Raw genomic sequence first — 25,178 nt, 5'->3', positions numbered from 1 at the left:
AAGCCGGTGGCGTTTTGTCGGACGCAGGCGGCCTTTATGCCTCCGATAGCAATCTGCGAGGTGATTCGCCGTTGCTTTTCGAGCATCGAAAAGAAAAGGACTTGCGGTCCGACGACGAGGCAAGTCCTTAATTCGACGCAGATTTTATCACGCTGAACGATTGTTCGCCGCGCTCGCCGTCCGGCGCTTTGGGCGCATCGCCCGACGCCGCAAATGAAAAAGCCCGAGAGCGAAAACACTCTCGGGCTTCTTGCATTCTGGTGGCCTGGGGCGGAATCGAACCACCGACACGCGGATTTTCAATCCGCTGCTCTACCAACTGAGCTACCGGGCCAACGAAGAAGTGAGACTATATCAGAGACAGGCACGGTGCTCAAGCCTTTCACCGAAATTTTCGCGCTTTCGTCCGGATCGGCTTGCCCATGCCGCTCAAACTTCGCTCTTGTTCTTTCCGAGATCGACGCCGAGCTGCTTCAGCTTTCGATACAAGTGCGTGCGCTCCAGCCCCGTCTTTTCCGCGACGCGCGTCATGCTGCCGTTCTCGCGCGCGAGGTGATATTCGAAGTACGCGCGTTCGAACGCGTCGCGGGCATCGCGCAGTGGAATGTCGAACGAGATCGACGCCGTCTGCCCCGCCTGGCTCTGCCCCGCGCCGCCCGCGCCCGCGTCGCCCGTCGATGCGTTCAGCGCCGAAGCCGTCGGCAGCGCCGCCGCGATCGGCACGCCCGAGCTGCCCGCGTTCAGCGCGGGCTTGGCCGCCGCCACCGCAGCGGGCGCCGCCGTGCCGTGCGCGAGTCCCTGCTCGACCGCCTTCAATAGCTTCTGCAGCGCGATGGGCTTCTCGAGAAAGTTGAGCGCGCCGATCTTCGTCGCTTCGACCGCCGTGTCGATGGTCGCGTGGCCCGACATCATGATGACCGGCATCGTAAGCTTGCCCTGCGCAGCCCATTCCTTCAGAAGCGTGACGCCATCGGTATCGGGCATCCAGATGTCGAGCAGGACGAGATCGGGTGTCTGCTGCAAGCGGTATTCGCGCGCGTGCTGCGCGTTCTCCGCCACGTCCACCACGTGCCCCTCGTCGCTCAGGATCTCGGAGAGCAGTTCCCGGATCCCCATTTCATCGTCTACCACCAGGATGGTTGCCATTTAAGCTGCCCTTGTCTGCACTGTTGCTTTTGTCGTTCCCTGTTTCGCGGCTGCCGGAGTCGAAGGCGCTGCGCCATCGGCGGCGGTGTCGTCCGCGAGTTGAAGAAACAGAATCGAGATTTGCGCGCCTTCCACCACGTCGCCTGTTTTCGACCGATTGCGAATGTCGATGCGCGCGCCATGCTCGTCGACGATCTTCTTTACCGTTGCAAGTCCCAGACCCGTGCCCTTCGCCTTCGTGGTCACGTAAGGCTCGAACGCCCGCGACAGGATGCGCGCGGGAAAGCCCGCGCCGTTATCCGATACGCTCAGACGAACCGCGACGCGCGCATGACCCGAGGCATCGGGCTCGCCATATTCTACTGTCCTCGTTTCGAGCAGCACGCGCGGCTCCGGCACATCGGCGACAGCATCCTGCGCGTTTTGCAGCAGGTTGTGGATGACCTGACGAATCTGCGTCGCGTCGCCCCGGATCACGGGCAGCTTCGCGAGATCCACCTTGATCGGGCTCTTGCCTTCTTCGATGCCGTAAAGCGCCAGCACTTCGCCGACGAGATCGTTCAGTTGCAGGTTGCCGAGCACGGCGGGCGGCGTGCGCGCGTATTCGCGGAAGTCGTCGACCATGTGCTTCATGGCCTGCACCTGATTCACGATGGTCGTCGATGCGCGCTTGAGCACTTCGGCATCTTGCGGCGCGAGCTTGTCGGCGAGCTTCATTTGCAGACGCTCGGCGGAAAGCTGAATGGGCGTGAGCGGATTCTTGATCTCATGCGCGAGACGCCGCGCGACTTCGCCCCAAGCGACAGAACGCTGCGCGGAAATGACGTCGGAGATATCGTCGAACACGACGACATAGCCGGTGGTCTCCGCGTCTTCGGTGTCGCTCTCGGTGGCGCTCAGCAGTTGCGTGCCGCGCACGAGCAGCGTCAGCGGATCGTTCTCACCCGGCACGGTCACGGCCACCTGCTGCTGCCAGTGCCCGCGATCTCCTGTCGGATGCCCGCTGCCGATAGCCGCCGCATCGCGCTCGGCGAATGCTTTCTTGACCATCGCGCCGAATTCAGCGAGCACGTCGATCTGATCGAGCGAATGGCCCTGCAACGCGCGGAACGGCTGCCGAAAAATGCGCTCTGCGCCGCGATTCGCGGTGGTGAGCCGGAACTGCCGGTCGAACACAAACACGCCCGCCGTGAGATTCGCGAGAATGCTTTCGAGATACGCCTTTGAATGTTCGAGCGCGATGCGGTTGTTCTCCACCGCCGCGCGCGCTTCCGAAAGCTGGCGCGTCATCGCATTGAAGGACTGCGTGAGGAAGCCGAGTTCATCGCGCGAATTGATCTCGCGTTTGGGCGTGTAGTCGCCTTCGGCCACTTCCTTCGTGCCTTGCGCGAGCAGGAAGAGCGGCCGCGCAAGCTGATTGCCGAGCGCGAGCGCGAGCATCATCGCGATGAAGGTGGCGAGGAAGAGCGCGAGCGTCAGCGTGCCGATATACATCTTGCGCAAGCCGGTACGCCCGAGCCGCTTTTCCTGATACTCGCGATACGCGCGCTGCACGGCGTCGGCGTTGCGCGCGAGTTCCTGGCTCACTGGCTGCTCGATCTGCAAGAAGCGGTCGACGTGCTGGAATTCGGTGGTCGTCGTCGGGTCCGGAATCTTCGTAATGACGCGCAGCCGCAGCGCGCCCTTCGGCCCGTTCGATTTCGGATCGCCGTCGATTTCGCCTTCTATCGCGCCGAACGGACGATCCTGCGCTTCCTTCAGCATGGCGCTCGTCGGCTCGTTCGTGGGCAAGAGCGAATAGTAGTTGCCCGACGCCTGCGCGATAGTCCGCAAGCCCGCCACGCGCTGCAACGGTCCTCCCGCGTTCAGGTCTTCGCGGTTGTACTGATCGCGCGGACGCTCGAACACGACGGCGTCCTGCACACCGAACTGATCGCGCAGGCGCAAGAGCGTCAGCGTGAGGCTCGACGGATCGGCGCTCGCGAGTTGATCGCTCATTTGCCGGCCGCGGTTTTTGAAGTCCGCGAGCGACGTTTCGAGCATGCCGCGCCCGAGCGTCAAGCCCGACGTGAGCGCGGTTTCCACGTTCACATCGAACCACGACTCGATGCTTCGGGAGACGAACTGATACGACACGACGTAGATGATCGCGCCCGGCAGCACGCCCACGAGCGCGAAGATCAGCGCGAGCTTGGCAAGGAGCCGCGTGCCGAAGCGCCCTTGCCGCACGCGCGACACGATAATCAGCGTCAGGCTGATGACGATCAGCATGAAGATGAGCGCCACCGCCACGTTCGCCGCGTAGAGCCAGCCGTAATAGCGGTCGAAGAATTCGGTATTCGCGCTCGCGAGCGCGAGCATCACGAGCAGCAGAACCGCCGTGAGCGCGACTGTGGTGACCAGCAACCGGACCACGAAACTCTTCATGTCCGTGCGGCCGCGTCGAAATCTATTTCGCACGTTCCGCCGCCGTAAAAGTGAACCGCTTCCAGTCAGAGGACAGGTTCCAGTCGCGGTTGTTGACCGCGTCGATCTGGAACGGCTTGGGCATCAGCGCGATATCCAACTGCATGCGCACCGATGCGGTGTACGTTTCTCCGCCATGCACCTGATTACGGTCGATCACGTGCCACGACGCCACATGCTTGATGACCGCGAGCGCCTCATTGAGCGAAGCGAAGCGCAATTGCAAGCCGCCCGTCGAGACGCGGTACTCGTTCGTGAGCGGCTGATAGGAGAGCCGAATGCTTTGCGATACGGTGACCGGCTCTTCGTCGAACCAGTACCAGCGCGGCCGTGAAAGCGTGAAGTCGATGGTGAAGTAGAGCGGCACACTGCGATTCACGGCTTCTTCGAGGCTGCTGTTGAGATCGAAGTCGAAGTGCGCATCGAGGCTCCAGCCGTTGTTATCCGCCTGCAAGGACGCGCGCTGCACCGAGATGGTCTCGGCGAAGGCGGGCGCAGCCGGCATGAAACTCAGCCAGAGCGTCAGCGCAGTCCAGATGACGGCCGCGAGCCGAAGCGGAAGAAAGCGTTTGATCGTCACCGTTTCTGAAAGCGCGCGTAGAAGAATCCGTCGTGATCCGCGAAGGTTTCCGCGTTGAAACTCGACGGCGGACCTGCGTTCTCTGCCTCGCCGGAACCGGCGCGTTCGGCATGTGTACCATCCGGTGACGCTTGAACCGCACCCGCGCTTGCGCGCGCCGCTGTCGGCAACAGTTGCCCCGGCGCGTCCAATCGTACCGCATCTTCATGCGACGCTCCAAACCAGCGGGCTTGTTCCTCGCCCTCCTCCGGGAAGATGGAGCACGTCACGTAGAGCAGTTCGCCGCCTTTCGCGACGAGCGGCCACAGCGCCGAGAGAATGCGTCTCTGCTCAGCGACGAGCGCGGCGATGTCCGATGCTCGACGCAGCCAGCGAATGTCCGCATGCCGCCGCACGATGCCCGACGCCGAACACGGCACGTCCGCGAGGATGCGATCGAACGGCGTGCCGTCGAACCACTGCGAAGGATCGCCGGCATCGCCCACGCGAATGTCCGCTTGCAGTTTCAGGCGCTCCAGATTTTGCGCGATGCGGCCCGCTCGCGTCGCATCGCTTTCCAGCGCGACGAGTTCGACGTTCGCCAGCTCCAGAATATGGCCGGTCTTGCCGCCGGGCGCGGCGCACGCGTCGAGCACGCGCATGCCGTCGCGGACATCGAGCAACTGCGCGGCGACTTGCGCGCCCGCGTCCTGCACGGACACGACGCCGTCCGCGAAGCCGGGAATGCGGTCGACCGGCATCGGCGTGTTTAACCGAACCGCGTGCTGCCCCGCTACGCGCGCTTCGATGTGTTCGGACCTCAGAAGGTCCAGATACGCGCTCACGCTCATGTGCCGCGCGTTGACGCGCAACGTGAGCGGCCCTTGCACGTTGCCCGCCGCGAGAATGCGCTCCCATGCATCGGGCTGGGCGCGCTTCACAGCGTCGATCCACCACTGCGGGTAGTTCCAGCGCGCGACCGGGCTTTGCATCGCTTCGGCGATAAGCGCGTCGCGTTCGCGCAGGAAGTTGCGCAGCACCGCGTTCACAAGCCCCTTCGCGAAGGAGAACTCGCGCCGCGCGGCGATCGAACTCACCGCCTGATCGACCACGGTGAACGGCGCATACGCCGCGTGCGCTTCGTCGTCCGCGAGCAAAGCGAACGCGCACGCGAGCACGTTGCTCACATGCGGCGGCGGCGCCTTGCGCACGAGCTTGTGCAAGAGCGCATCGGCGAGCGCGAGCCTTCGCATCGTGCGATACGCGATGTCCTGAATCGCGCCACGCGCCGCCGCGTGCTTGCCCGACGCCGCGACCGTCTGGATGGCCGCGGGCAACGCCGAACCTGCCCGGACCGCGCCGACGGCTTGCGCCGCGCCGTCGAGCGCGAACGCGAGCGAATCGGGCGCGAGATGCAGCGCGCTCATGCGAGCGTGCGCGTGCGGCGGGTGCGCGGCGGCGGATCGCCGGGAAGGCTTGTCTGTCATGTCGAGATGGGGTTTTGCGGCTGACGCGCGCATATCAAACGACGATTGTAACGTGCGCCACAAAGGCGACCGATGCGCCGGCAGCAAAGAAAAAGGCCGCCCGGACGTGCCGGAGCGGCCTTGCTTTCGACTACCGACGCGAAGCGCTTACATGCGCCCGGTCCGCGCCATTTCCATGAGACGCGCGACGCGCTCTTCGGTGGCCGGGTGCGTCGAGAACAGATTCGCGATGCTGCCACCCGACAGCGGATTCATGATCATCATCTGCGCGGTGGCAGGATGCGCTTCCGCCGCCGGGAACGGCACGCCGGACGCGTACGCATGAATCTTCTCCAGCGCGCTAGCGAGCGCCTGCGGATCGCCCGAGATCTGCGCGCCGCCGCGGTCCGCCTCGAACTCGCGCGCGCGGGAAATCGCCATCTGGATCATCGCGCCCGCGATCGGCGCGAGAATCGCCACGGCAATGCTCGCGATCGGATTCGCCGGACGGCCTTCCTCGTCGCGGCCGCCGAAGAACATCGCGAAGTTCGCGAGCGCCGAGATCGCGCCGGCCATCGTCGCGGAGATGGTCGAGATGAGAATGTCGCGATGCTTCACGTGCGCGAGTTCGTGCGCCATCACGCCGCGCATCTCGCGCTCGGACAGCACGCGCAGGATGCCGGTCGTCGCCGCGACCGCCGCGTGCTCCGGATTGCGGCCGGTGGCAAACGCGTTCGGCGCGTCTTCGTTGATGAGATAGACGCGCGGCATCGGCAACTGCGCGCGCGTGGCCAGCTCGCGCACCATGCGATAGAACTGCGGCGCGGTGGTTTCGTCGACTTCCTGCGCGTTGTACATGCGCAGGACCATCTTGTCCGAGAACCAATACGAGAAGAAATTCATGCCGAGCGCCACGACCAGCGCGAGCATCATGCCCTTCGACCCGCCGATCATGCCGCCGATCACGACGAAAAGGGCCGTGATCGCTGCCATCAGCATCGCGGTTTTGACCCAGTTGAACATATGCAGAGCTCCTTCTCCCTAAACACGGTGCGCCATTTGCGCGGTGGTCCCGCCCACGTCGGCCGGGACGCTCATTGTAAGCAAAACGTTAGATAGGGGCATCCGCAAAAAATTCAACTATCGGTGGGAGGTGGCCAGTTTGATGCCGAGACCGACGAACGCGCCGCCCACGCCGCGATCCAGCCACTTCTTCACGCCCGGTTTCCCGGAGAAGCGTTCCGTGACGCTGCCCGCGATCCACGCGACGAAGCTGTTCCAGACGGTGCTCATCGCGATGAACACGAGGCCGAGCGTGAGAAACGCGAGCGTTTTGTGCTGGCTGTCGGCCGCGACGAACTGCGGGAAAAACGAGACGAAGAAGAGCACGACCTTCGGGTTGAGCACGTTTGTCACGAAACCCTGCGTGAAAAGCTGGCGCAGCGACTTCGGCGCGCCCTTGGCGCTGGCTTTAGCGGATGCCACGTCGCTCGCGGCCTCGTGCTTCGTGAAGATCAGCCGCACGCCGAGGTACATCAGATAGATCGCGCCCGCGATCTTGACGACGGTGAACGCCGTCGCCGATGCCGCGAGGATCGCCGTGAGGCCGAACGCGCAGGCAAGCGTGTGCACGACGCATCCCGCCGAAATGCCGAGCGCCGACACAATGCCCGCGCCGCGCCCTTGCGCGACGCTGCGCCCGACGATGTACGCGGTGTCCGGCCCCGGCGTGACGTTCAGCAGGAACACGGCGACGAGAAAGAAGGCGAAACCTGTAATGCCGAGCATGGCGACCCCGAGAAACGTGAGCGACTTTTTATTCTATGCTGCGCGCGTCTTCGTGAACGGCGAAACGTTGCCCCTTCGACAGAGGCGTTCCCGCCAGAAATTCGCGCGCCGCGAGCCGCTTGCCGCCCGGCTTCTGTAGCTGCGTCAGCTTGAGCGCGCCGTAGCCGCAAGCCACGACGATGCCTTCCGCGGAGACGTCCAGAATGACGCCCGGCTGCTGCCCGTGCGCATCGTTAAGCGGCTGCGCCGACCAGATCTTAATAGCCGTGTCGTCCAGCGTGCCGGACGCGCCCGGGAACGGATCGAACGCGCGGACTTGTCGCGCGAGTTCGTCCGCCGGGCGACGCCAGTCGAGCGCCGCCTCGTGCTTCGCAATCTTCTCGGCGTAGGTGGTGCCGTCTTCCGGCTGAGGCGTGGCGGGAAGCTTGCCGTCGCGTTCGAGATCGCGCAGGGCCGCGACGATCAGTTCCGCGCCCATCTGCGCGAGCCGGTCGTGCAGCGTGGCCGTGGTGTCGTCCGGAAGGATGGGCGTGCGGACTTCGCGGATCATGGCGCCGGTGTCGAGACCGGCGTCCATCTGCATGAGCGTGATGCCCGTTTGCGCGTCGCCCGCTTCGATCGCGCGATGGATCGGCGCGGCCCCGCGCCAGCGCGGCAGCAGCGATGCGTGGATATTGATCGCGCCGCGTGGCGGAATATCGAGCACTTCCTGCGGCAGGATCAGGCCGTAGGCCGCCACGACCATCACATCGTGCGGCGTGGCGCGCAACAGATCGATGGCTTGCGCCGCCTCTTCCGGATATTTGCCCGCGCGCCTGAGCGACGTCGGCTGCGCGACCGGAAGACCGTGCTCGACCGCGAAACGCTTGACCGGACTGGCGGTCAGTTTCATGCCGCGGCCGGCGGGCCGGTCGGGCTGCGTGAGAACGAGAGGAACCGGAAAGCCTGCCGCGTGGATGGCCGCGAGCGCGGCGGCGGCAAATTCAGGCGTACCGGCGAAAACGACACGCAGCGATTGAGTCATCGGAGAAAGCGCCGTTCGGCGCGCCTGCAAAAACGTGCATCGTACCGCCGGTTACAGCGCCTTTTCGAGCTTTTTCATCTTCCCGCGAATGCGCGTCTGCTTGAGTTGCGACAGATATTCCACGAAGACGTGCCCGTCCAGGTGATCGATTTCGTGCTGCACGCACACGGCGAGCAACCCTTCGCAATCGAGCTCGAACGTCTCGCCCTTCTCATTGAGCGCCCTCACGCGAACCCGGTCCGGCCGTTGGACGACGTCGTAAATGCCCGGCACGGACAGACAGCCCTCTTCCCAGTCCTTTTTGACCTCGCTCGCCCAGACGATTTCCGGATTGATGAAGACCATCAGTTCGTCGTGCGCGTCCGAAACGTCGATGACGATCACGCGCTCGTGCACGTCCACCTGCGTGGCCGCGAGGCCGACGCCGGGCGCGGCGTACATCGTCTCGGCCATGTCGGCGACGAGCTTGCGGATGCGGTCGTCCACCACGGCGACGGGCTTCGCCACCTTGTTCAGCCGCTTGTCCGGGTAGTTGAGTATCTTGAGCAGAGCCATGATTCGAATTATCTACACGCGCCACGACGCGGTGAAGTCGGCCATTCGGCCAGGTTGCGGGGGCCTTGCGGCTTGCCGAAGATATGCGGGCGAATCCACGGGATTCAACGCCGCCGGCAAGCGGCAGACAGCGTCGCTACGGACCGGCAGCGCGGCCGGGCGACGATTCTTGATTTATACGGGATCAAAAAATCTTAACATGACGACCGACACCCTGCCGACCGACCCGGCGCCCCTTGCTGAAAGCGCCGCGCCGACAACCGAATCCGACGAATTTCGCGCGTGGCTGCGGCTCGCGCACGCAAAAGGCTTGCGCCCGCTCGCGCTGCGCACGCTGCTCGGCGCGTTCGGCGGGCCGCTCGAAGTGCTGTCGGAGAGCTTCGCCGCGCTCGCCCGCGCCACGGACGAAAGCGCGGCGAAAGCCGTGACCGCGCCGCCAGCGGACGTCGAAGGCGTTCCGTTCGATGACTATATTGAATGCGTGCGCGACTGGGCGTCCGAGCCGGGCAATCATCTGCTCACGCTGGCGGACGCCCAGTATCCGCAGGCGCTCTTGACCATGCCCGACCCGCCGCCCGTGCTCTACGCGAAAGGACGGCTCGACGTGCTTCAGTCGCGGGCGGTGGCGATCGTCGGCAGCCGGAACGCGACGCCGCAAGGCGCGGAAGACGCGCGGCGCTTCGCACGGGCGCTTTCGGATGCCGGACTCGCCGTCGTATCGGGGCTCGCGCTCGGCATCGACGCCGCCGCGCATCGCGGCGCGCTCGACGGCCGCGCGGGGACGATCGCCGTCATCGGCACGGGCGCGGATCTCGTGTATCCGGCGCACAACCACACGCTCGCGCACGAAATCGCCCGCGACGGCGCGATTCTGTCGGAATGGCCGCTCGGCACGCCCGCGCGATCCGCGAACTTCCCGCAGCGCAACCGGCTGATCGCGGGATTGTCGAGCGGCGTGCTGATCGTCGAAGCCGCGATGCGCTCGGGTTCGCTCATCACCGCGCGCCTGGCCGCCGAGATCGGGCGCGACGTTTTCGCGATTCCCGGATCGATTCACGCGCCGCTGTCGCAGGGCTGCCACCGGCTCATCAAACAGGGCGCGAAGCTCGTCGAAACGCCGGAAGACGTGCTCGAAGAGTTCGGCTTCCCGGCCGCTCAGGCGCCCGCGTCGGGCCGGCGCGGCAAGCCGCGAGCGCCGAGCGCGTCGTGGGCGTCCGCACGCGTGCCTGCCGACGCCCCGACGGACGACGCCGAACGCGTGCTCGCCGCGCTCGGTCACGCGCCCGCGACGCTTGAAATTCTGGCCGAGCGTACCGATCTCGACGGCGCGGCGCTTCAAGGCGCGCTGCTCCAGCTCGAACTCGCCGGGCTGGCGACGGCGCTGCCGGGCGGCCGGTACGGGGCGCTCGAACGCTCCTGAGCCCGCCTCGTGCTACATTCGCGAGAAATTGCGCCGCACGGCTTTGCCATAAGAAAGGATTGTCTCCAACCCATGTCCGCGTTCAATCTCGATACCGACGCCGAACAAATCGCCGAACGCCTCGCCGTGCCGGGCACGCTGTTCGTCGCCTGCCTGTGCGCGGAGTGGTGCGGAACGTGCCGGGATTATCGCGACGGCTTCAATAAGCTGGCCGACGCGCATCCGGACATCTGCTTCGCGTGGATCGACATCGAGAACCAGGCGGACCGCTTCGATGACCTGGACGTCGAAAATTTCCCGACCATTCTCATCGAGGATTCCGTCACGACCCGATTTTTCGGCACGGTGCTGCCGCAGGTCTCAATCGTCGAGCGCATGCTCACGGACCTCACCGCCCTGCCCGACATGACCGGCGCGCCCAAGCTGCGCCCGGCGCTTGCTATAGCGTAGACAAAACGGATCGGCGCCACCCGGTTGCGCCTTCCGAAACGCGCCCGGGCGCCGCTTCGCCGGGCGTCGTTATCGAAACCGCGACGCTCACGGCGCAAACCGTGTGCTATAAAGCGGTCGTTAAAGCGGTCCAAACGGGGCCGCTGCCAGTTCCCAACCATATTGAGTCATGTCCAAAGCCCTGATCATCGCTGAGAAGCCCTCCGTCGCGAACGACATCGCGCGCGCGCTGGGCGGCTTCACCAAGCATGACGAGTACTACGAGAGCGACGACTACGTGCTCTCGTCCGCGGTCGGCCACCTGCTGGAAATCGCCGCGCCGGAGGAATACGACGTCAAGCGCGGCAAATGGAGCTTCGCGAACCTGCCGGTGATTCCGCCGCATTTCGATCTGAATCCCATCGCGAAAAGCGAATCGCGGCTGAAGGTCCTGACCAAGCTCTTGAAGCGCAAGGATATCGACCGGCTCATCAACGCATGCGACGCGGGGCGCGAGGGCGAGCTGATTTTCCGCCTCATCGCGCAGCACGCCAAAGCGAAGCAGCCCATCCAGCGCCTCTGGCTTCAGTCGATGACGCCCGCCGCGATCCGCGAAGGCTTCGCGAATCTGCGCAGCGACGCGGACATGCAGCCGCTCGCGGACGCCGCGCGTTGCCGCTCGGAGGCGGACTGGCTCGTCGGCATCAACGGCACGCGGGCGATGACCGCGTTCAACAGCAAGGGCGGCGGTTTCTTTCTGACGACCGTCGGCCGCGTTCAAACGCCAACTTTGTCGATCGTCGTCGAACGTGAAGAGAAAATTCGCCGGTTCGTGCCGCGCGACTATTGGGAAGTGCGCGCGCAGTTCATCGCGGCGAAGGGACTTTACGAAGGCCGCTGGTTCGACCCGAAGTTCAAGCGCGTCGAGAACGATCCGGAGCAGCGCGACTCGCGTCTGTGGAGTCTCGCGGCGGCTGAATCGGTTGTCGCGGCGTGCCGCGGCAAAACCGGCACGGTGACGGAAGAATCGAAGCCGTCCACGCAGATGTCGCCGCTACTCTTCGACCTGACGAGCCTTCAGCGCGAAGCCAACAGCCGCTTCGGCTTCTCGGCGAAGAACACGCTCGGGCTCGCGCAGGCGCTCTATGAGAAGCACAAGGTCCTGACGTACCCGCGTACGGATTCGCGCGCGCTGCCGGAAGACTACTTGGGCACGGTCAAGGAAACGCTGACCATGCTCAAGGAGAGCAACAACTACTTGCCGTTCGCCAAGCAGGTGCTCGACAAGGGCTGGGTGAAGCCGAACAAGCGCATCTTCGATAATTCGAAGATCAGCGACCACTTCGCCATCATTCCGACGCTGCAAGCGCCCAAAGCGCTGTCCGAGCCCGAGCAGAAGCTGTATGACCTCGTCGTGAAGCGGTTCCTGTCCGTGTTCTTCCCGGCGGCGGAGTACCTCGTTACCACGCGCATCACCGAAGTCTCGGGGCATCACTTCAAGACCGAAGGCAAGGTGCTCGTGGAGCCGGGCTGGTTGCAGGTCTACGGCCGCGAAGCCGCGGGCGAGGAAGGCAATCTGGTGCCGGTGCAGAAGGGCGAAACGGTCGACGTCGAGAAGGTCGAGGCGCATGGGCTCGTGACCAAGCCGCCCGCGCGTTACAACGAGGCGTCGCTGCTTTCCGCGATGGAAGGCGCGGGCAAGCTCGTCGAAGACGAAGAGCTGCGCGAGGCGATGGCCGCGAAGGGCCTAGGCACGCCGGCCACGCGCGCCGCCATCATCGAAGGACTGCTCGGCGAGAAGTACATGGTGCGCGAGGGCCGCGAGTTGATCCCGACTGCCAAGGCGTTCCAGTTGATGACGCTCTTGCGCGGGCTCGGCGTCGAGGAGCTGACCGCGCCGGAGTTGACCGGCGAATGGGAGCACAAGCTCTCGCAGATGGAGCGCGGCAACCTGCATCGGGACGCGTTCATGCAGGAAATCGCGCGCATGACGCAGACCATCGTGAAGCGCGCGAAGGAATACGACTCTGACACGATCCCCGGCGATTACGCGACGCTGGAGACGCCGTGCCCGAATTGCGGCGCGCAGGTGAAGGAGAACTATCGGCGCTTTGCGTGCACGAAGTGCGAGTTCTCGATCTCGAAGATTCCGGGCGGCCGTCAGTTCGAGATCCCGGAAGTCGAGGAACTGCTGCGCGAGAAGACCATCGGTCCGCTGTCGGGTTTCCGCAGCAAGATGGGTCGTCCGTTCTCGGCCATTCTCAAGCTCGCGTTCGACGACGAGATCAAGAACTTCAAGCTGGAGTTCGATTTCGGTCAGGACACCGGCGGCGAGGACGGCGAACCGCCCGATTTCTCGGAGCAGACGCCGGTCGGCGCGTGTCCGAAGTGCCAGTCGCGCGTGTTCGAGCACGGCATGAGTTTCGTGTGCGAGAACTCGGTCGCGAATCCGAAGACTTGCGATTTCCGCTCCGGCAAAGTCATCCTGCAACAGGAGATTGCGCGCGAGCAGATGGAGAAGCTGCTGAACGAAGGCCGCACCGATCTGCTGACGAACTTCAAGTCGTCACGGACGGGGCGCAACTTTAAGGCGTATCTCGTCAAGCAACCGGACGGCAAGATCGGCTTCGAATTCGAGAAGAAAGAGGCCAAGCCGGGCGCGAAGACAGCGGCGGCGAAGCGCGGCGCGACCGCCGATGCCCAGACCGACAACGCGGACGAAGGCGATAGCGACGTCGCCGTAGCCGCGAAGACGACGCGGAAGACGGCCACGAAGACGGTCGCGGCCAAGAAAGCGCCGGCGAAGAAAGCGGCGGCGAAGAAGACGGCGGCGCGCAAAGCGGGTTGATCGGCCGCGCCGGCCAAAAAGCAAAAAGCCCGCGAAGCGATTCGCGGGCTTTTTTTGTCCGATGCGCGCTCGAAGGCGCCCAGCCGATCAGAACGGCGACGCTGCCGGCACGCGCCCTCGCGTTCGCGAAGGCTTCGCCAGCTTCGGGCCGAGTTCGCCGTCCATCGAGCGGGAACGCGGCGCGGGCGGCGGCGCTTTGGCTTCATCGGCGTGAGCGTAGTGGGCTTCCGCGCTGCTCGCGGCCGCCGGCTTGCCGATGCCATCGCGAATCCACTGCTCGCCGAGCTGATGATTCGGCGTCTGGCTAAAGTGCTCGACGAGATGATCGATGAACGTGCGGACCTTCGCGGGCAAGTGCCGCCGGCTCGGATACGCGACGTTGATTTCGACCTGCGGCAGCTGATAGTCGCCGAGCAGGCGCACCAGTTGATTGCGGTTCATGTCGTTGCCGATCAGATAGCTCGGCAAAATCGCGATGCCCATGCCGAGCAACGCGAACTGCCGCAGCATTTCGGTATTGTTCGCAATGATGACGTTCTGCGGCCGCACGCGCACTTCGCCGTCCGGACCCGTGAAGACGCGCTCGTCGCCCCAATACTCGGACGGCAGACTCAGGCACGGATGCTCCAGCAAATGTTCCGGCCGCGTCGGCGTGCCGTGCTTTTCAAGGTATTCGGGCGTCGCGCACACGGTCATGCAGCCCGTGGTCAGGCGTCGCGTCACGACGCTCGCGCTCTTCACCTGCCGCGCGATGACGATGCCAACATCGAATCCTTCTTCCACGAGATCGACCTGGCGGTCCACCAGCGTCACGTCGGGCACGACTTTCGGATAGCGCTGCGCGTACGTCTGCAACACGGGCGCGAGATTGTGCAGGCCGAACACGACCGGCGCGACAATGCGCAGGGAACCTAGCGGCTCGTGATTGCGCGCGACCACCATCTGTTCGACATCTTCGAGTTCATCGAGAATCTGGCGCGCCCGCTCAAGATACACCTGACCGGATTCCGTGAGCGAAAGGCTGCGCGTCGTGCGGTTGAGCAGACGCGTGCCGAGACGACTTTCCAGATCGGCGACGTGGCGCGTCGCCACCGCGTTCGAGATGTCCATCGCGCTGGCGGCCCGGGCAAAACTGCCGAGATCGGCCACGCGAACGAACACCTTCATCGACTGCAAATGATCCATGGGACAACTCCTGCCGCCACGCGGCTATAAATCCTGCTGCAAGGCAATTCAGAATTATCCTAGGACTCGAAGATTCGTGCAGAAGTTGCGGAGGCGCCGTGGTTTTTAGGAAAAAATCATGAGGGAAGCGGCTTCGGCGGAGAAAGATGACCGTTCGGTCATCTTCCAATGCAAAAGCCGCCGGTGTTACTAAGCAGCATCAGGCAGCGAGACGCTTTTCCATGTCCGCCTTGGCTTCCGGGAGCGCGTCCGGCAGCCCTTGCTGAAGCTTCGCGAACAACTCGTCATGCAAAGTGAGTTCATCGCGCCACGCGGCGTCGTTCACCGAGATGACCTGCTGGAACTGCTCGCGCGTGAAATCGAGCGCGCCCCAGTCGATGTCTTCATAGCGCGGCGAGATGCCGAACGCGTGTTCCTCGCCGCTCGCCGTGCCCTCGATGCGTCCGACCATCCAGTTCAGCACGCGCATGTTCTCGCCGAAGCCCGGCCACACGAACTTGCCGTCCTCGCCCTTGCGGAACCAGTTGACGCAGAAGAACTTCGGCGGCTCCGCGTTCTGCGCTTGCAGGCGCTCGCCCATCTTGAGCCAATGGCCGAAGTAGTCGCTCATGTTGTAGCCGCAGAACGGCAACATCGCGAACGGATCGCGGCGCACGACGCCCTGCTGGCCCGCCGCGGCGGCCGTGGTTTCCGAGCCCATCGTCGCGGCCATGTAGACGCCTTCCTTCCAGTCGCGCGCTTCGGTCACGAGCGGCACCGTGTTCGAGCGCCGTCCGCCGAAGACGAACGCGTCGATCGGCACGCCCGCCGGGTTCTCCCAGTCCGGATCGATCGACGGACACTGCGACGCGGGCGCAGTAAACCGCGCGTTCGGGTGCGCGGCCTTCGCGCCGGTCTCCTTCGCGATTTCCGGCGTCCAGTCGCGGCCCTGCCAGTCGATCAGATGGGCGGGCGGCGCGTCGGTCATGCCTTCCCACCAGACGTCGCCGTCGTCGGTCAGCGCGACGTTCGTGAAGATCACGTTCTCCTTGAGCGTCGCCATCGCGTTAAAGTTGGTTTTTTCGCTCGTGCCCGGCGCGACGCCGAAATAGCCCGCTTCCGGGTTGATCGCGTAGAGACGGCCGTCGCGGCCCGGCTTGATCCACGCGATGTCGTCGCCGATGGTCGTCACTTTCCAACCATTGAGGTCGGAAGGCGGAATCAGCATCGCGAAGTTGGTCTTGCCGCACGCGGACGGGAACGCCGCCGCGACGTGGTACTTGCGCCCTTGCGGCGACGTGACGCCCAAAATCAGCATGTGCTCGGCGAGCCAGCCCTCGTCGCGGCCCATGGTCGATGCAATGCGCAGCGCGAAACACTTCTTGCCGAGCAGCGCGTTGCCGCCGTAGCCCGAGCCGAAGCTCCAGATCTCGCGCGATTCGGGGAAATGCACGATGTACTTCGTGTCGTTGCACGGCCACGGCACATCCTTGCGGCCGTCCGCGAGCGGCGCGCCGACCGAGTGCACGCACGGCACGAACTCGCCGTCCGCGCCGAGCACGTCGTACACCTCGCGGCCCATGCGCGTCATGATGCGCATGTTCGTGACGACGTACGGGCTATCCGACAGTTCCACGCCGATATGCGCGATAGGCGAGCCGAGCGGGCCCATCGAGAACGGCACGACGTACATCGTGCGGCCGCGCATGGCGCCGTCGAAGAGGCCGTCGAGCGTCGTGCGCATTTCCTGCGGGTCGATCCAGTTGTTCGTCGGGCCGGCGTCTTCGCGACGCTGCGAGCAGATGAACGTGCGATCCTCGACGCGCGCCACGTCCGACGGATCGGAGCACGCGAGGTACGAGTTCGGGCGTTTTTCGGGATTGAGCTTCTTCATGGTGCCGGCGGCGACCATCTGTGCGCAGAGCCGGTCGTACTCTTCCTGCGAGCCGTCGCACCAGACGATGCGTTCCGGCTTGGTGAGCGCCGCGACGCGTTGAACCCATTCGATCAGTCTTGCGTGCCGGACATAGGCCGGCGCTTCGACGTCGATGGCATTGTTATTGTTTTGTTCGACTACTGCGGGCTGGTTCATCGAGCTGTCTCCGTTCTTCTGCAATGAAAAACCGTGCGCCCGGACGCTGCGTGCGAGAGGCGTTTCGACGGGACCGCGGGCGCTTCACGCAAGCGCGCTCACGCAAATGCGGTCGACCAGCCGAGTGCGGCGTCCTCGGGGCGTGACTCTTGCTGACCTTCGGGCGCTTCCTGCCGTGGCTTGCGCCGCAAAGGAACAAACTGTTAAAAAGAGATACTAAGCGGCCTGTCCCCTTGCTGATTACCGTGTTTTCCGCAATGGGCGCCGCGATTTTCGCTTTTCGACGCGGACCTTTATCCGCCGCCGATTAAGGGGAAGCAAGCGGGAATCAAGCGGGAATCAAGCATAACACCGCATCGCAGCGAGACATTGACGCTGCGCATAAAGCACAGGTTTCGGCGGAATAGCACGGATTTATCGGTAATTACCCGAAGTTAATCCTCGCTTCTTTCAATTGCCGGTTAGACGACGCAGCAGGTTTAATGCCCAACAATACGCAATCACATTCCATGAAAATCGCCATTCTCGACGACTACCAGGACGCCGTTCGGAAGCTCGACTGCTTCCATCTGCTCGATGACCATGAGGTGAAGGTCTTCAATAACACGGTGCGTGGGCTCGGACAGTTGGCTAGCAGACTGTCGGAAGTGGACGCGCTGGTGCTCATTCGTGAACGCACGCGCATTAGCTCGCAGTTGCTCGATAAATGCCCGAAGTTGCGCATGATTAGTCAGACCGGTCGCGCGGGCGGCGGCCATATCGACATCGACGCGTGTACGGAGCGCGGAATCGCGGTACTGGAAGGAACCGGTTCACCCGTCGCGCCGGCCGAACTGACGTGGGCGCTCATCATGGCGGCGCAGCGGCGCATTCCGCAGTACGTCGCAAATCTGAAGCAAGGCGCGTGGCAACAGTCGGGATTGAAGACGTCCGCGCTGCCGCCGAACTTCGGGCTCGGGCAAGTGCTTCGCGGTCAGACGCTCGGCATCTGGGGCTACGGAAAGATCGGCAGGCTGGTGGCGGGCTACGGCAAGGCGTTCGGCATGAACGTGCTCGTCTACGGCCGCGAGCACTCGCAGGAGGCGGCGCGCGAGGACGGCGTGGCGATCGCGGAAAGCCGTGAGATGCTGTTCGAGCAGAGCGACGTGCTCACCGTGCATCTGCGTCTGAACGACGAAACGCGCGCCATCGTCAAAACGGACGATCTCATGCGCATGAAGCCGACCGCGCTTTTCGTCAACACGAGCCGCGCGGAACTGCTCGAAGAGAACGCGCTTCTGAATTCGCTGCATCACAACCGGCCGGGCATGGTCGCGGTGGACGTCTACGAAAGCGAGCCGATTCTGCAAGGCTACGGGCTCTTGCGCATGGAGAACGTGATCTGTACGCCGCACATCGGCTACGTGGAGCGCGAAAGCTACGAGCTGTACTTCAGCGCGGCGTTCAAGAACATTCTCGCGTTCGATGCCGGCGATATGTCGAGCGTGGCGAATCCGGAGGCGCTCCAGCACGCGCGCCGCCGTTGACGTTCAGAGCGTCGACACGTCGATAGCCGGCTCGCAGCGCACCGGGAAATTCACCGAATTCGCGATGAAACAGTACCGGTGCGCTTCCTCATGCAGCCGCGCGGCGAGCGCAGCGTCGCCGCCCGCGCCGATGGTCACTTTGGGGCGCAGCAGCACATCGACGAAGCGCCCGCTGCCGCCGGGCTCTTCCTGCATCGTGCCGATGGCTTGATCGACATAGCCCGTGACGACGACCTTGTTGGTCGCGCACAGGTGCAGATACCAGAGCATGTGGCACGACGAGAGCGACGCCACGAACAACTCCTCCGGATTGTGACGCGCGGCGTCGCCGCGAAACGCCGGATCGCTCGATGCCTCGATTGCGGGCTTCGTGCCGACGCGCACGAGATGGTCGCGCGAGTACGCGTCGTAGGCGGACGTGCCGGAGCCGAGATCGCCGGTCCACGCGACGGTCAGTTCATAGCGATGCAGCTTCGACACGGCATGCCTCCATAGAGACTCAGGCGAGATGCGACGCGGTTTCCAGAAGACGCGGCAGGCGTTTCAGAAAGTCTTCGCCGTCCGCGCGACCCAGGTCGTAAGCATGCTCCATCTGCGACGGGCTCGTATAGTCCCAGCTCGATATGGGCACCTTGCGCGACGGCTGCACGTAAAGACGCTGCTGCTCGCCGTGCGGCACGACGAACATGCGCTCACGCGGATACAGCCGCGTGACCATCACGAGCACCATGCCCGGCGACGCGTCGAGCGCGGAGACAGGCACGTTGTCGACCATGCCGCCGTCGAGCACCGGACGCCCGTTGCGACGCAGGATCGGCGTGAACGGCGGCGTGCTCGACGATTGCAGAATGAGGTCGGCCAGGTCTTCGATCGTCGGGCATTCCTGCGCCGTCACGAACTCGGGATGGAAGCCGAGCGCCTGGCCGAGCGTCGGATGCAGCGTCTTGCGCACGTATTTTTCGATGTTATAGGCGATCAGGCCCGCAGCGACGGCGCTGCGCGCGCCGAGCCAGCGCGGCAGATGCGACACGCCGATGCGAATTTCCGGCGCCGATGCCAGTTCGTGGAAGCGATCCGCGAAGATGTCGAGCAGCGCCTGCCGGTAGATGCGGTAATGCGGAAACACGGACTGGCGCCGCAACAGATTGCCCCAGTAGGCGTTCTTCGTGTTGCCGCGGAGGACGTCCGCGTAATAGCGCATGACCCAGCGCGCGTCGTTGGTGTAGAGCATGCAGGCGGTGGCCGCGCCTGCCGAGATGCCCGCGATGATCCGCGGCCGCAGGTCCAGCTCCGGCTGCACGACGTTCCAGAATCCGGCTTGCCACCAGCAGCGGTTGCCGCCGCCGGCGAATACGACTTGATCGAACATTGCTTACTGGTCTTTGTTGATGAGCGCGTAGGTCGTCGTGGCGTGAGCGGCGAGTTCGCCTTTGTCGTCGTGCATGTCGATTTCGCCGAAGACGAGATTGCGCCCGCGCCGCATCACGCGCGCCGTGACGAGCACGTCGCCGGACTTCACCGGGCGCATGAACGTGGTGTTGAGCGAGACGGTGGTCATCGGCGAGAAACCGCCCATGACGTGCGATATGGCGACGACCATCGCGGTATCCGCGGCGGCCATGAACACCTGACCGCAGATAACGCCTCCCGCGTGACGCAGATGGTCCGAGTACGGCAGACGCAGGGTGACGGAGTCGGTCCCGATGGCTTCGGGCGCGAGCGACAGTTCGCGGACCCACGGCGCGAGAATGCTGTCCAGCAACGCGCGGATGGCGGCTTCGTCCATGTCTTCCTGTTCCGTGATGAGTTGACGAATCGAACGATGGTTCGGCGATGCGTCATGATAACGGCTGTCGTGGCGCGCGCTGTTCGGCGGGCGGCTTGTTGCGGCGTCGAATTTTCGCGCGGGGGGCTTGCGCTTTTCGAAATTCTGCCGCTATAATTTCGCTTCTGTTGGGGCGTTAGCTCAGTTGGTAGAGCAGCGGACTCTTAATCCGTAGGTCGAGTGTTCGAGTCACTCACGCCCCACCAAAGAATTCATGCAAAAAGCCCAGCCTTTACCGGTTGGGCTTTTCGCTTTCTGGATAGATATCAGGCAGAGTCCGGCACTTCCCGACTCGGAAGATTCGGTCGCGGAACGTTTGGCCACCTTCACGACCTTGCCCAAATCTCCACTCATCCATCGTTACCTCAACGCCAGCGGAGCGGCGCGCAGAAGCAGGACATCGGCTTCAGCGCTTCCTGTGTACTGAACGAACACCTCACGCGGCAGGTCGAGTCGACCAGAGCACGAGCGCCGGACTGAAAACGGCGCTTCGGTGCGCGACGGACGAAGTGCGAGAGCAATCTGTCAACGTCGCCGAAGGACGGCATCTTTGGGAGCGTAGGATTCCGCTCCGTCTGGGCTCTTCGTGATATGCCAAATCAAATTGCCGTTCCGCATCGTCAACTGTGCCTTTCCGTTCGTTGCTCCAAAGAATGACGAAAAATTGATCGATGCGGATGTCCCGTTAGCATTGATTTTTCCCGCAATGTTTGGGTTTTTTTCGTCGTCACAATCTGTTCTGTTTCCATTCTGGGCTACCGCACAATATTGCCCGCGAATTGAATTACCTCGCTGCTCCAAATGAACTGAGAACGTTCGCGTACTTGGCGCACTATTCCAATCCCATTCGCCGGAGAACGAGTGAGCGAACGCGGATACACTATTGCAAAGCAAAACGAAAACATAGCCCGCTAATAGGCTTCCTGAAACCTTCATGCTGATCACCCCTTGAAATCCAAGCACCGATCCACTCTCTTGGTCCATCCATCCAAAAATTTGTGGTTCTTGGTTGGCTTCCCTGAATTATCGTAAGCCAGCGACGTGTAGTATTTCTTCCGCGTCGCCCCGATTTTCTGCACCAGTTCTTCCTGGTCGTCGATCGAATTGATCTGTTCAACAAGAGCTCTCGACATCTTATTGTTCACTTCGATCGATTTCGCATAGTCCGAGATCATTAATTCTTGAATTTTGCGGATAGCTTGACCCGATGTTATTGTCCAATCGTAAATGTTCAGGGCGGTCTTCTCATTAGCAAACCCACAGAAACCGCGCGGCTCCCAGTAGCGTTTCAGATAGATAACCTTCGCTTGATCGTCGGTAAGCGCTTTGAGATTAGCCAGTGTTGGCTCGACGCCAATATCTTCCTTGGCATATGCTTGCCACGTAGCCCAAGCAATGCCCTTATTGGTGGCTCCGCCAGAATCATTGGGGTCATCAACGAATCCGCCCTCGTTCGACAAAACAATTTTTGATACCTTTTCGAAGCGCGCTTTGCAATCGCATGCGCCGCTCTGAAAATTTGCCACTAGGCCGATTGGGTGAATATGCCAAACGTTCGGGCCGGCGGGAAAACCATTGATCGCGCTCACCTTATCCCACCATTTCAGCTTTTCGATGCGCTCAAGTTCGGCCTGCCAGACAGGCTTGCCGTCGTCACCCATCAGCGGAGTCAACGCTTCCCACTTGCTCGTGTCGCCGCCCCACTCGCTCTCGTAGCTGACGATCAGGTGCGAGACAACGTCGGCCAGCCACGGCACGGTCAATGCCTCCTTCAGGTCGGCCGGAACCACCCTGTTTCCCTTGCCGCTGCCTCCACCCTTCGCTGCCATTTCCAGCTTCGCGATCAAAGGAGTGCCGTTGATGCTCGCAGCAATGGGAGCAAACGCTTGTTCCTCGCCGTCGAGCAACTGCTTCGTCTCATACAAGTTCCGCCGGTACAGGTCGATCACCGACATTCCCGTCGTATCTACCGTATCGAAGTCCGGCCACGCCCACGGGCTTTGCCATCGAGTTTCCGTGTGCCCCTTTTCGCACACCCAGCCGCAGATCGGCTGGCCGTCGCTATCGCCGGCATTGATCTGCCACCACTCTGCGGCGGTCGACTCGCTCTTGCTTTCTTCCTTGGCCGTGCTGTTATCGGAAAGCTGGTCAAGCTGGGCGCGCGAGAACACCTGCTGATAGCCGACCGCCGGGCCCTGCGCATTGGCAAGCTGTAACGGAAAATCGGTCCAGGTCTGGACCGTCGCACTGGCGACTTTGCCCGCAAACCTGCGCTCGACCCAAACCGGGGTGCCTATGGGTCTTCCGGCTAGCTGGTGAGCATGTCCGTGACCGCTCGCACTGGGCTTTGCAGCAAGTCGCGTCGGCTGTACCCTCGCCCACTTGCCCTTGCCCGGATCGCCCTTCGCGAGAGCGAGCGTGAGCCCCACAAGTTCAGTATTGCGCTGCGCATCGGAGGGTTTGACGAGTTTTGCTCCTGGCGAGATCACCAGCAAAGGCTTTCCGCCCGGCACCTTGTCTCCCAGCTTGTTCGCGCGCTCCCGGCTTTTGGTAATGAAATCGTTGATCTGTGCGCCCGTAAAGACCTCGACGTGAAGCAGCGGACGCACCGGCTGGGGCGGCAGCACGCTCGACTGTGAGAAATTCTGGTATTCACCCAGGTAACCGATCACATCGCCCGCCCGAACCTTGAACGGTGTTTCGAGCACGACCACTGTGTCTAGCGGTTTCGGCTCGATCACCGCGTCGAGTTCGTCCAGATTTACCCAGCCTGTCGAGACAGCAGAGTCACCGGTCGCGACAGGAACCGGCGTGCCCTTTGTGATTATCGCGATCTGTGCCCAACCTTTTACCCCATTGCCGACGATGGTTAGTTCTGCACCGCGCGGCAGAAGCCCGATTACCGCGCCCGATGCGCGAGCGCAGATGCGAACACCGGTCTGCGTCGTGCCGGCAGAGCGCGTTCCGTCCAGCGCATTCGCTGGCGCCCCAGCCAATTTGTACTTTGCTTTCGCACCCACTCGGAAAAGCCGGTCGCCTTGCCAGAAAGGCAACCGGTGAACCAACGGCACAGGCTGCGCACTGCCGCTGTCCGAGTGCTCCGCTGACAAATAACCCGCCCAGTCAAGCTGGTGCATGTAGAGACTGTAGAACTCCAGTACCTCATCGGCAGGTGGCGAGATGCTCTGCGGCGTCTGCGCGCCGCTAGCGGCTCCTTGCAGGCTTGCTGGCTTCGGCTCGGGGGGGAGAACAAGCTTGTGACGCACCAGTACAAAGCCGGTCGAATAAAGCGCGTATCGCGGGGGCGTGGTCGGATAGGTCAGTCCGGCGTACTTTGAATCGAGTCGGTAGGCCACCACCTCGCCATCGGCAATCACCTTGACGCCCTCGCCCTGCTTAAGGTCGGCGCCAGTCGCCGCGTCGAAGTGGATGCCGCCGTGAAACATGCCGTTCCGACCAAAGGGATAGGAACCACCGTCCGCACCCGCCAGCGCGCGGAGCCAGGTCTGAGGGTCCGTTGGATTTCCGCTCTTCGGTGCAAACGGGAAGGTCCAGTTGAGCGGCTGCCACTGAGGCAGCCGCGAGGCTGTCGGTGTTGCGGGCGCTGTCGGTGTTGCGGGCGCTGTCGGGTGGTGCGGATGACGCGGGTTAGCCATGAATCTCGGTGTTGCTGTCAGGATAGAGTGGACTCGATCGCGAATGCTGCGTCGCTGCTCGGACTATCAGCGCATGCGCGAACGGAAGGGCAGCCGCAGCGTGGAAGACTTCCGACACACGCTAGACCGTGATGCGGAACCGTTTTTCCGCTCGTCTAGCCTTCTACCCTCGGCATACCTGCGCTGCAATTGCTTCCGATCCGAAATTTGGCCACTTCTTGTCCTCGCGCAAGGTCGCTGGCGGCCCGAGCGCGAGCCGTATAATCACTAAGCGGCAACTTGTCTACGCCCGTCCTACTCGACGTCAGTCGCCGATGACAGCCCGTCGTCGGGATTCCGCCATCGTCGTCTGCGCGCGAGAAGCTAGGCACGAAGTTCATCGTCGTCGACAGCAAGACGGTCGTGTCGGCGAACGCGAAGCTCGTCGATCTGCGCTCGGGCGACGAACTGTGGAAAGGTTCCGCCACGGCCAACGGCAACGAAGTCGGCTACAACGTCGGCGTGGGCAACGGCAGCCTGATCGGCATGGTGGTCGGCGGCATCGCCAAACAGGTCACCCACTCGCTGACGGATAAATCGTTCGACGTCGCGGGCCTGACGAGCCAGCGCCTGCTCGCGACGGGCGACAAGACCGGCCTGCTCTACGGCCCGCGCTCGCCGAAATTCGGCACCGACTGAAGCATTTGCCATAGACGCCCTCACGGGCGTCTGTCGCGCCTAGACCACCTCCGCGCCGCGCTTCAGCAAAAGCTCTCGCAGCACCGACCGGTGACACCGCGCCTCATTCTCGCAGTAGCACCCGACCGACAGATTGGTTGTATGCGAGAGCGCCGCGAGCAGATCGAGCGACCTGCTCGCCTCCGGCGTCGCCATCTCGGCCTTGTACTTCCGCACGAAGGCGCTCCACTCCTTCTCCGTCTGCGCGCTCAGTGCCTCGGCCACCCGTTCCGCCGATGGCGCCAGATTCGGGTACCAAACGTCATAGAAGTTGCGGCTCGCGAACTCGGCTTTCGGCACGCCGCGCGGCGGCCGGCGAACGGTGCCGATGCGCAAGCCTTCGTTTTCGCTGCGCGGTGTGCCGAGCCGCACGATTCGAATGGCCATGCTCCGTCTCCCTGTTTTGGTCGTCACAGCATAACCGCCGCCGACGCGTTCGAGCGCGATCCGTCGCGTTCCCGTATCGTTTCGGATTATTCTTTGTCCGCTTACTTCCG

20 protein-coding genes and 2 tRNA genes are annotated in these 25,178 nt (G+C 63.3%); 6 read left to right on the top strand and 16 right to left on the bottom strand.

Annotated elements, in window-relative coordinates; all coding sequences use genetic code 11:
• Positions 1-258: 258 nt before the first annotated feature.
• The 9 genes from HWX53_RS01855 to def all read right to left on the bottom strand — a co-directional run bounded on the left by HWX53_RS01855 (position 259) and on the right by def (position 9,004).
• Positions 259-334 (bottom strand) — tRNA-Phe (locus tag HWX53_RS01855).
• A gap of 95 nt (positions 335-429) precedes the next feature.
• Positions 430-1,146 (bottom strand): response regulator transcription factor EsaR, encoded by a 717-nt coding sequence (gene esaR / locus HWX53_RS01850; protein WP_175938909.1) that lies wholly within the window; start codon positions 1,144-1,146, stop codon positions 430-432.
• On the bottom strand, positions 1,147-3,573 hold the full coding sequence (locus tag HWX53_RS01845) for a PAS domain-containing sensor histidine kinase (protein WP_175938907.1): 2,427 nt from the start codon (positions 3,571-3,573) through the stop codon (positions 1,147-1,149).
• 22 nt (positions 3,574-3,595) lie between these two features.
• Positions 3,596-4,192, bottom strand: a complete 597-nt coding sequence (locus HWX53_RS01840; protein WP_175938905.1) for a DUF4390 domain-containing protein — start codon at positions 4,190-4,192, stop codon at positions 3,596-3,598.
• A complete protein-coding gene (gene rsmB, locus HWX53_RS01835; RefSeq protein WP_175938903.1) occupies positions 4,189-5,658 on the bottom strand; it encodes a 16S rRNA (cytosine(967)-C(5))-methyltransferase RsmB in 1,470 nt (489 codons plus the stop codon). Before rsmB ends, HWX53_RS01840 begins: the two co-directional genes overlap by 4 nt.
• A 147-nt stretch (positions 5,659-5,805) precedes the next feature.
• Positions 5,806-6,660 carry a zinc metalloprotease HtpX gene (gene htpX / locus HWX53_RS01830; RefSeq protein WP_175938902.1) on the bottom strand — a complete coding sequence of 285 codons (855 nt, stop codon included), beginning with the start codon at positions 6,658-6,660 and terminating at the stop codon, positions 5,806-5,808.
• A gap of 117 nt (positions 6,661-6,777) precedes the next feature.
• The gene (locus HWX53_RS01825; protein WP_175938900.1) at positions 6,778-7,425 is read right to left on the bottom strand and encodes a LysE family translocator; all 648 of its coding nucleotides are present in this window, start codon (positions 7,423-7,425) and stop codon (positions 6,778-6,780) included.
• A 28-nt stretch (positions 7,426-7,453) separates the two neighbouring features.
• Positions 7,454-8,449, bottom strand: coding sequence for a methionyl-tRNA formyltransferase (fmt, locus tag HWX53_RS01820; protein WP_175938898.1), 996 nt, complete (start codon positions 8,447-8,449; stop codon positions 7,454-7,456).
• 51 nt (positions 8,450-8,500) lie between these two features.
• The gene (def, locus tag HWX53_RS01815) at positions 8,501-9,004 is read right to left on the bottom strand and encodes a peptide deformylase (RefSeq protein ID WP_175938897.1); all 504 of its coding nucleotides are present in this window, start codon (positions 9,002-9,004) and stop codon (positions 8,501-8,503) included.
• Between the two features lie 199 nt (positions 9,005-9,203).
• Between def and dprA the strand changes: the two genes are divergently transcribed.
• The 3 genes from dprA (at position 9,204) to HWX53_RS01800 (ending at position 13,701) form a co-directional block, all read left to right on the top strand.
• Entirely contained in the window at positions 9,204-10,424 is a 1,221-nt protein-coding gene (gene dprA / locus HWX53_RS01810) for a DNA-processing protein DprA (protein ID WP_175938895.1), read from the top strand.
• A 72-nt stretch (positions 10,425-10,496) separates the two neighbouring features.
• Complete coding sequence (locus HWX53_RS01805; protein ID WP_175938893.1) at positions 10,497-10,874, top strand: thioredoxin family protein; 378 nt, start codon at positions 10,497-10,499, stop codon at positions 10,872-10,874.
• A gap of 169 nt (positions 10,875-11,043) precedes the next feature.
• Entirely contained in the window at positions 11,044-13,701 is a 2,658-nt protein-coding gene (locus HWX53_RS01800; RefSeq protein WP_175938891.1) for a DNA topoisomerase III, read from the top strand.
• Positions 13,702-13,788: 87 nt separating this feature from the next.
• Here HWX53_RS01800 and HWX53_RS01795 read toward each other — a convergent pair whose 3' ends face one another.
• Both HWX53_RS01795 and HWX53_RS01790 read right to left on the bottom strand, forming a co-directional pair.
• Positions 13,789-14,886 carry a LysR family transcriptional regulator gene (locus tag HWX53_RS01795; protein WP_175938889.1) on the bottom strand — a complete coding sequence of 366 codons (1,098 nt, stop codon included), beginning with the start codon at positions 14,884-14,886 and terminating at the stop codon, positions 13,789-13,791.
• Positions 14,887-15,085: 199 nt separating this feature from the next.
• On the bottom strand, positions 15,086-16,957 hold the full coding sequence (locus tag HWX53_RS01790) for a phosphoenolpyruvate carboxykinase (GTP) (protein ID WP_175938887.1): 1,872 nt from the start codon (positions 16,955-16,957) through the stop codon (positions 15,086-15,088).
• A 509-nt stretch (positions 16,958-17,466) separates the two neighbouring features.
• Between HWX53_RS01790 and HWX53_RS01785 the strand changes: the two genes are divergently transcribed.
• A complete protein-coding gene (locus HWX53_RS01785) occupies positions 17,467-18,483 on the top strand; it encodes a D-2-hydroxyacid dehydrogenase family protein (RefSeq protein WP_175938885.1) in 1,017 nt (338 codons plus the stop codon).
• A 3-nt stretch (positions 18,484-18,486) separates the two neighbouring features.
• On the opposite strand, the gene HWX53_RS01780 is transcribed toward HWX53_RS01785, so the two are convergent.
• The 3 genes from HWX53_RS01780 to HWX53_RS01770 are packed head-to-tail and all read right to left on the bottom strand — an operon-like array spanning position 18,487 to position 20,269.
• A complete protein-coding gene (locus HWX53_RS01780; protein ID WP_175938883.1) occupies positions 18,487-18,963 on the bottom strand; it encodes an OsmC family protein in 477 nt (158 codons plus the stop codon).
• Between the two features lie 19 nt (positions 18,964-18,982).
• Entirely contained in the window at positions 18,983-19,852 is an 870-nt protein-coding gene (locus tag HWX53_RS01775) for a patatin-like phospholipase family protein (protein ID WP_175938881.1), read from the bottom strand.
• Between the two features lie 3 nt (positions 19,853-19,855).
• Complete coding sequence (locus tag HWX53_RS01770; protein ID WP_175938879.1) at positions 19,856-20,269, bottom strand: PaaI family thioesterase; 414 nt, start codon at positions 20,267-20,269, stop codon at positions 19,856-19,858.
• 169 nt (positions 20,270-20,438) lie between these two features.
• Between HWX53_RS01770 and HWX53_RS01765 the strand changes: the two genes are divergently transcribed.
• A tRNA-Lys gene (locus HWX53_RS01765) sits at positions 20,439-20,514 on the top strand.
• Between the two features lie 735 nt (positions 20,515-21,249).
• Here HWX53_RS01765 and HWX53_RS01760 read toward each other — a convergent pair.
• Positions 21,250-23,964: a glycosyl hydrolase 108 family protein gene (locus HWX53_RS01760; RefSeq protein WP_175938877.1), complete on the bottom strand. Its 2,715-nt coding sequence runs from the start codon at positions 23,962-23,964 to the stop codon at positions 21,250-21,252.
• Positions 23,965-24,297: 333 nt separating this feature from the next.
• On the opposite strand from HWX53_RS01760, the gene HWX53_RS01755 reads away from it, so the two are divergent.
• Entirely contained in the window at positions 24,298-24,642 is a 345-nt protein-coding gene (locus HWX53_RS01755) for a GNA1162 family protein (protein WP_175940565.1), read from the top strand.
• A gap of 39 nt (positions 24,643-24,681) precedes the next feature.
• Here HWX53_RS01755 and HWX53_RS01750 read toward each other — a convergent pair whose 3' ends face one another.
• Positions 24,682-25,068 carry a DUF488 family protein gene (locus HWX53_RS01750; RefSeq protein ID WP_175938875.1) on the bottom strand — a complete coding sequence of 129 codons (387 nt, stop codon included), beginning with the start codon at positions 25,066-25,068 and terminating at the stop codon, positions 24,682-24,684.
• Positions 25,069-25,178 lie beyond the last annotated feature (110 nt).

Source organism: Caballeronia sp. BCC1704, assembly GCF_902833455.1.
In the GTDB taxonomy this organism is placed as follows: domain Bacteria; phylum Pseudomonadota; class Gammaproteobacteria; order Burkholderiales; family Burkholderiaceae; genus Caballeronia.
Note: the sequence above shows the minus strand (reverse complement) of the source record. Positions and strands in the feature narration are given on the sequence as shown.

Excerpts from the sequence above, each read along its gene's own strand:
- HWX53_RS01845 (WP_175938907.1), bottom strand. The coding sequence starts at position 3,573 with ATGAAGAGTTTCGTGGTCCGGTTGCTGGTCACCACAGTCGCGCTCACG.
- rsmB (WP_175938903.1), bottom strand. The coding sequence starts at position 5,658 with ATGACAGACAAGCCTTCCCGGCGATCCGCCGCCGCGCACCCGCCGCAC.
- HWX53_RS01800 (WP_175938891.1), top strand. The coding sequence starts at position 11,044 with ATGTCCAAAGCCCTGATCATCGCTGAGAAGCCCTCCGTCGCGAACGAC.
- esaR (WP_175938909.1), bottom strand. The coding sequence starts at position 1,146 with ATGGCAACCATCCTGGTGGTAGACGATGAAATGGGGATCCGGGAACTG.
- def (WP_175938897.1), bottom strand. The coding sequence starts at position 9,004 with ATGGCTCTGCTCAAGATACTCAACTACCCGGACAAGCGGCTGAACAAG.
- HWX53_RS01795 (WP_175938889.1), bottom strand. The coding sequence starts at position 14,886 with ATGGATCATTTGCAGTCGATGAAGGTGTTCGTTCGCGTGGCCGATCTC.
- HWX53_RS01790 (WP_175938887.1), bottom strand. The coding sequence starts at position 16,957 with ATGAACCAGCCCGCAGTAGTCGAACAAAACAATAACAATGCCATCGAC.
- htpX (WP_175938902.1), bottom strand. The coding sequence starts at position 6,660 with ATGTTCAACTGGGTCAAAACCGCGATGCTGATGGCAGCGATCACGGCC.
- HWX53_RS01785 (WP_175938885.1), top strand. The coding sequence starts at position 17,467 with ATGAAAATCGCCATTCTCGACGACTACCAGGACGCCGTTCGGAAGCTC.
- fmt (WP_175938898.1), bottom strand. The coding sequence starts at position 8,449 with ATGACTCAATCGCTGCGTGTCGTTTTCGCCGGTACGCCTGAATTTGCC.
- HWX53_RS01760 (WP_175938877.1), bottom strand. The coding sequence starts at position 23,964 with ATGGCTAACCCGCGTCATCCGCACCACCCGACAGCGCCCGCAACACCG.
- HWX53_RS01805 (WP_175938893.1), top strand. The coding sequence starts at position 10,497 with ATGTCCGCGTTCAATCTCGATACCGACGCCGAACAAATCGCCGAACGC.
- HWX53_RS01770 (WP_175938879.1), bottom strand. The coding sequence starts at position 20,269 with ATGGACGAAGCCGCCATCCGCGCGTTGCTGGACAGCATTCTCGCGCCG.
- HWX53_RS01750 (WP_175938875.1), bottom strand. The coding sequence starts at position 25,068 with ATGGCCATTCGAATCGTGCGGCTCGGCACACCGCGCAGCGAAAACGAA.
- dprA (WP_175938895.1), top strand. The coding sequence starts at position 9,204 with ATGACGACCGACACCCTGCCGACCGACCCGGCGCCCCTTGCTGAAAGC.
- HWX53_RS01825 (WP_175938900.1), bottom strand. The coding sequence starts at position 7,425 with ATGCTCGGCATTACAGGTTTCGCCTTCTTTCTCGTCGCCGTGTTCCTG.
- HWX53_RS01775 (WP_175938881.1), bottom strand. The coding sequence starts at position 19,852 with ATGTTCGATCAAGTCGTATTCGCCGGCGGCGGCAACCGCTGCTGGTGG.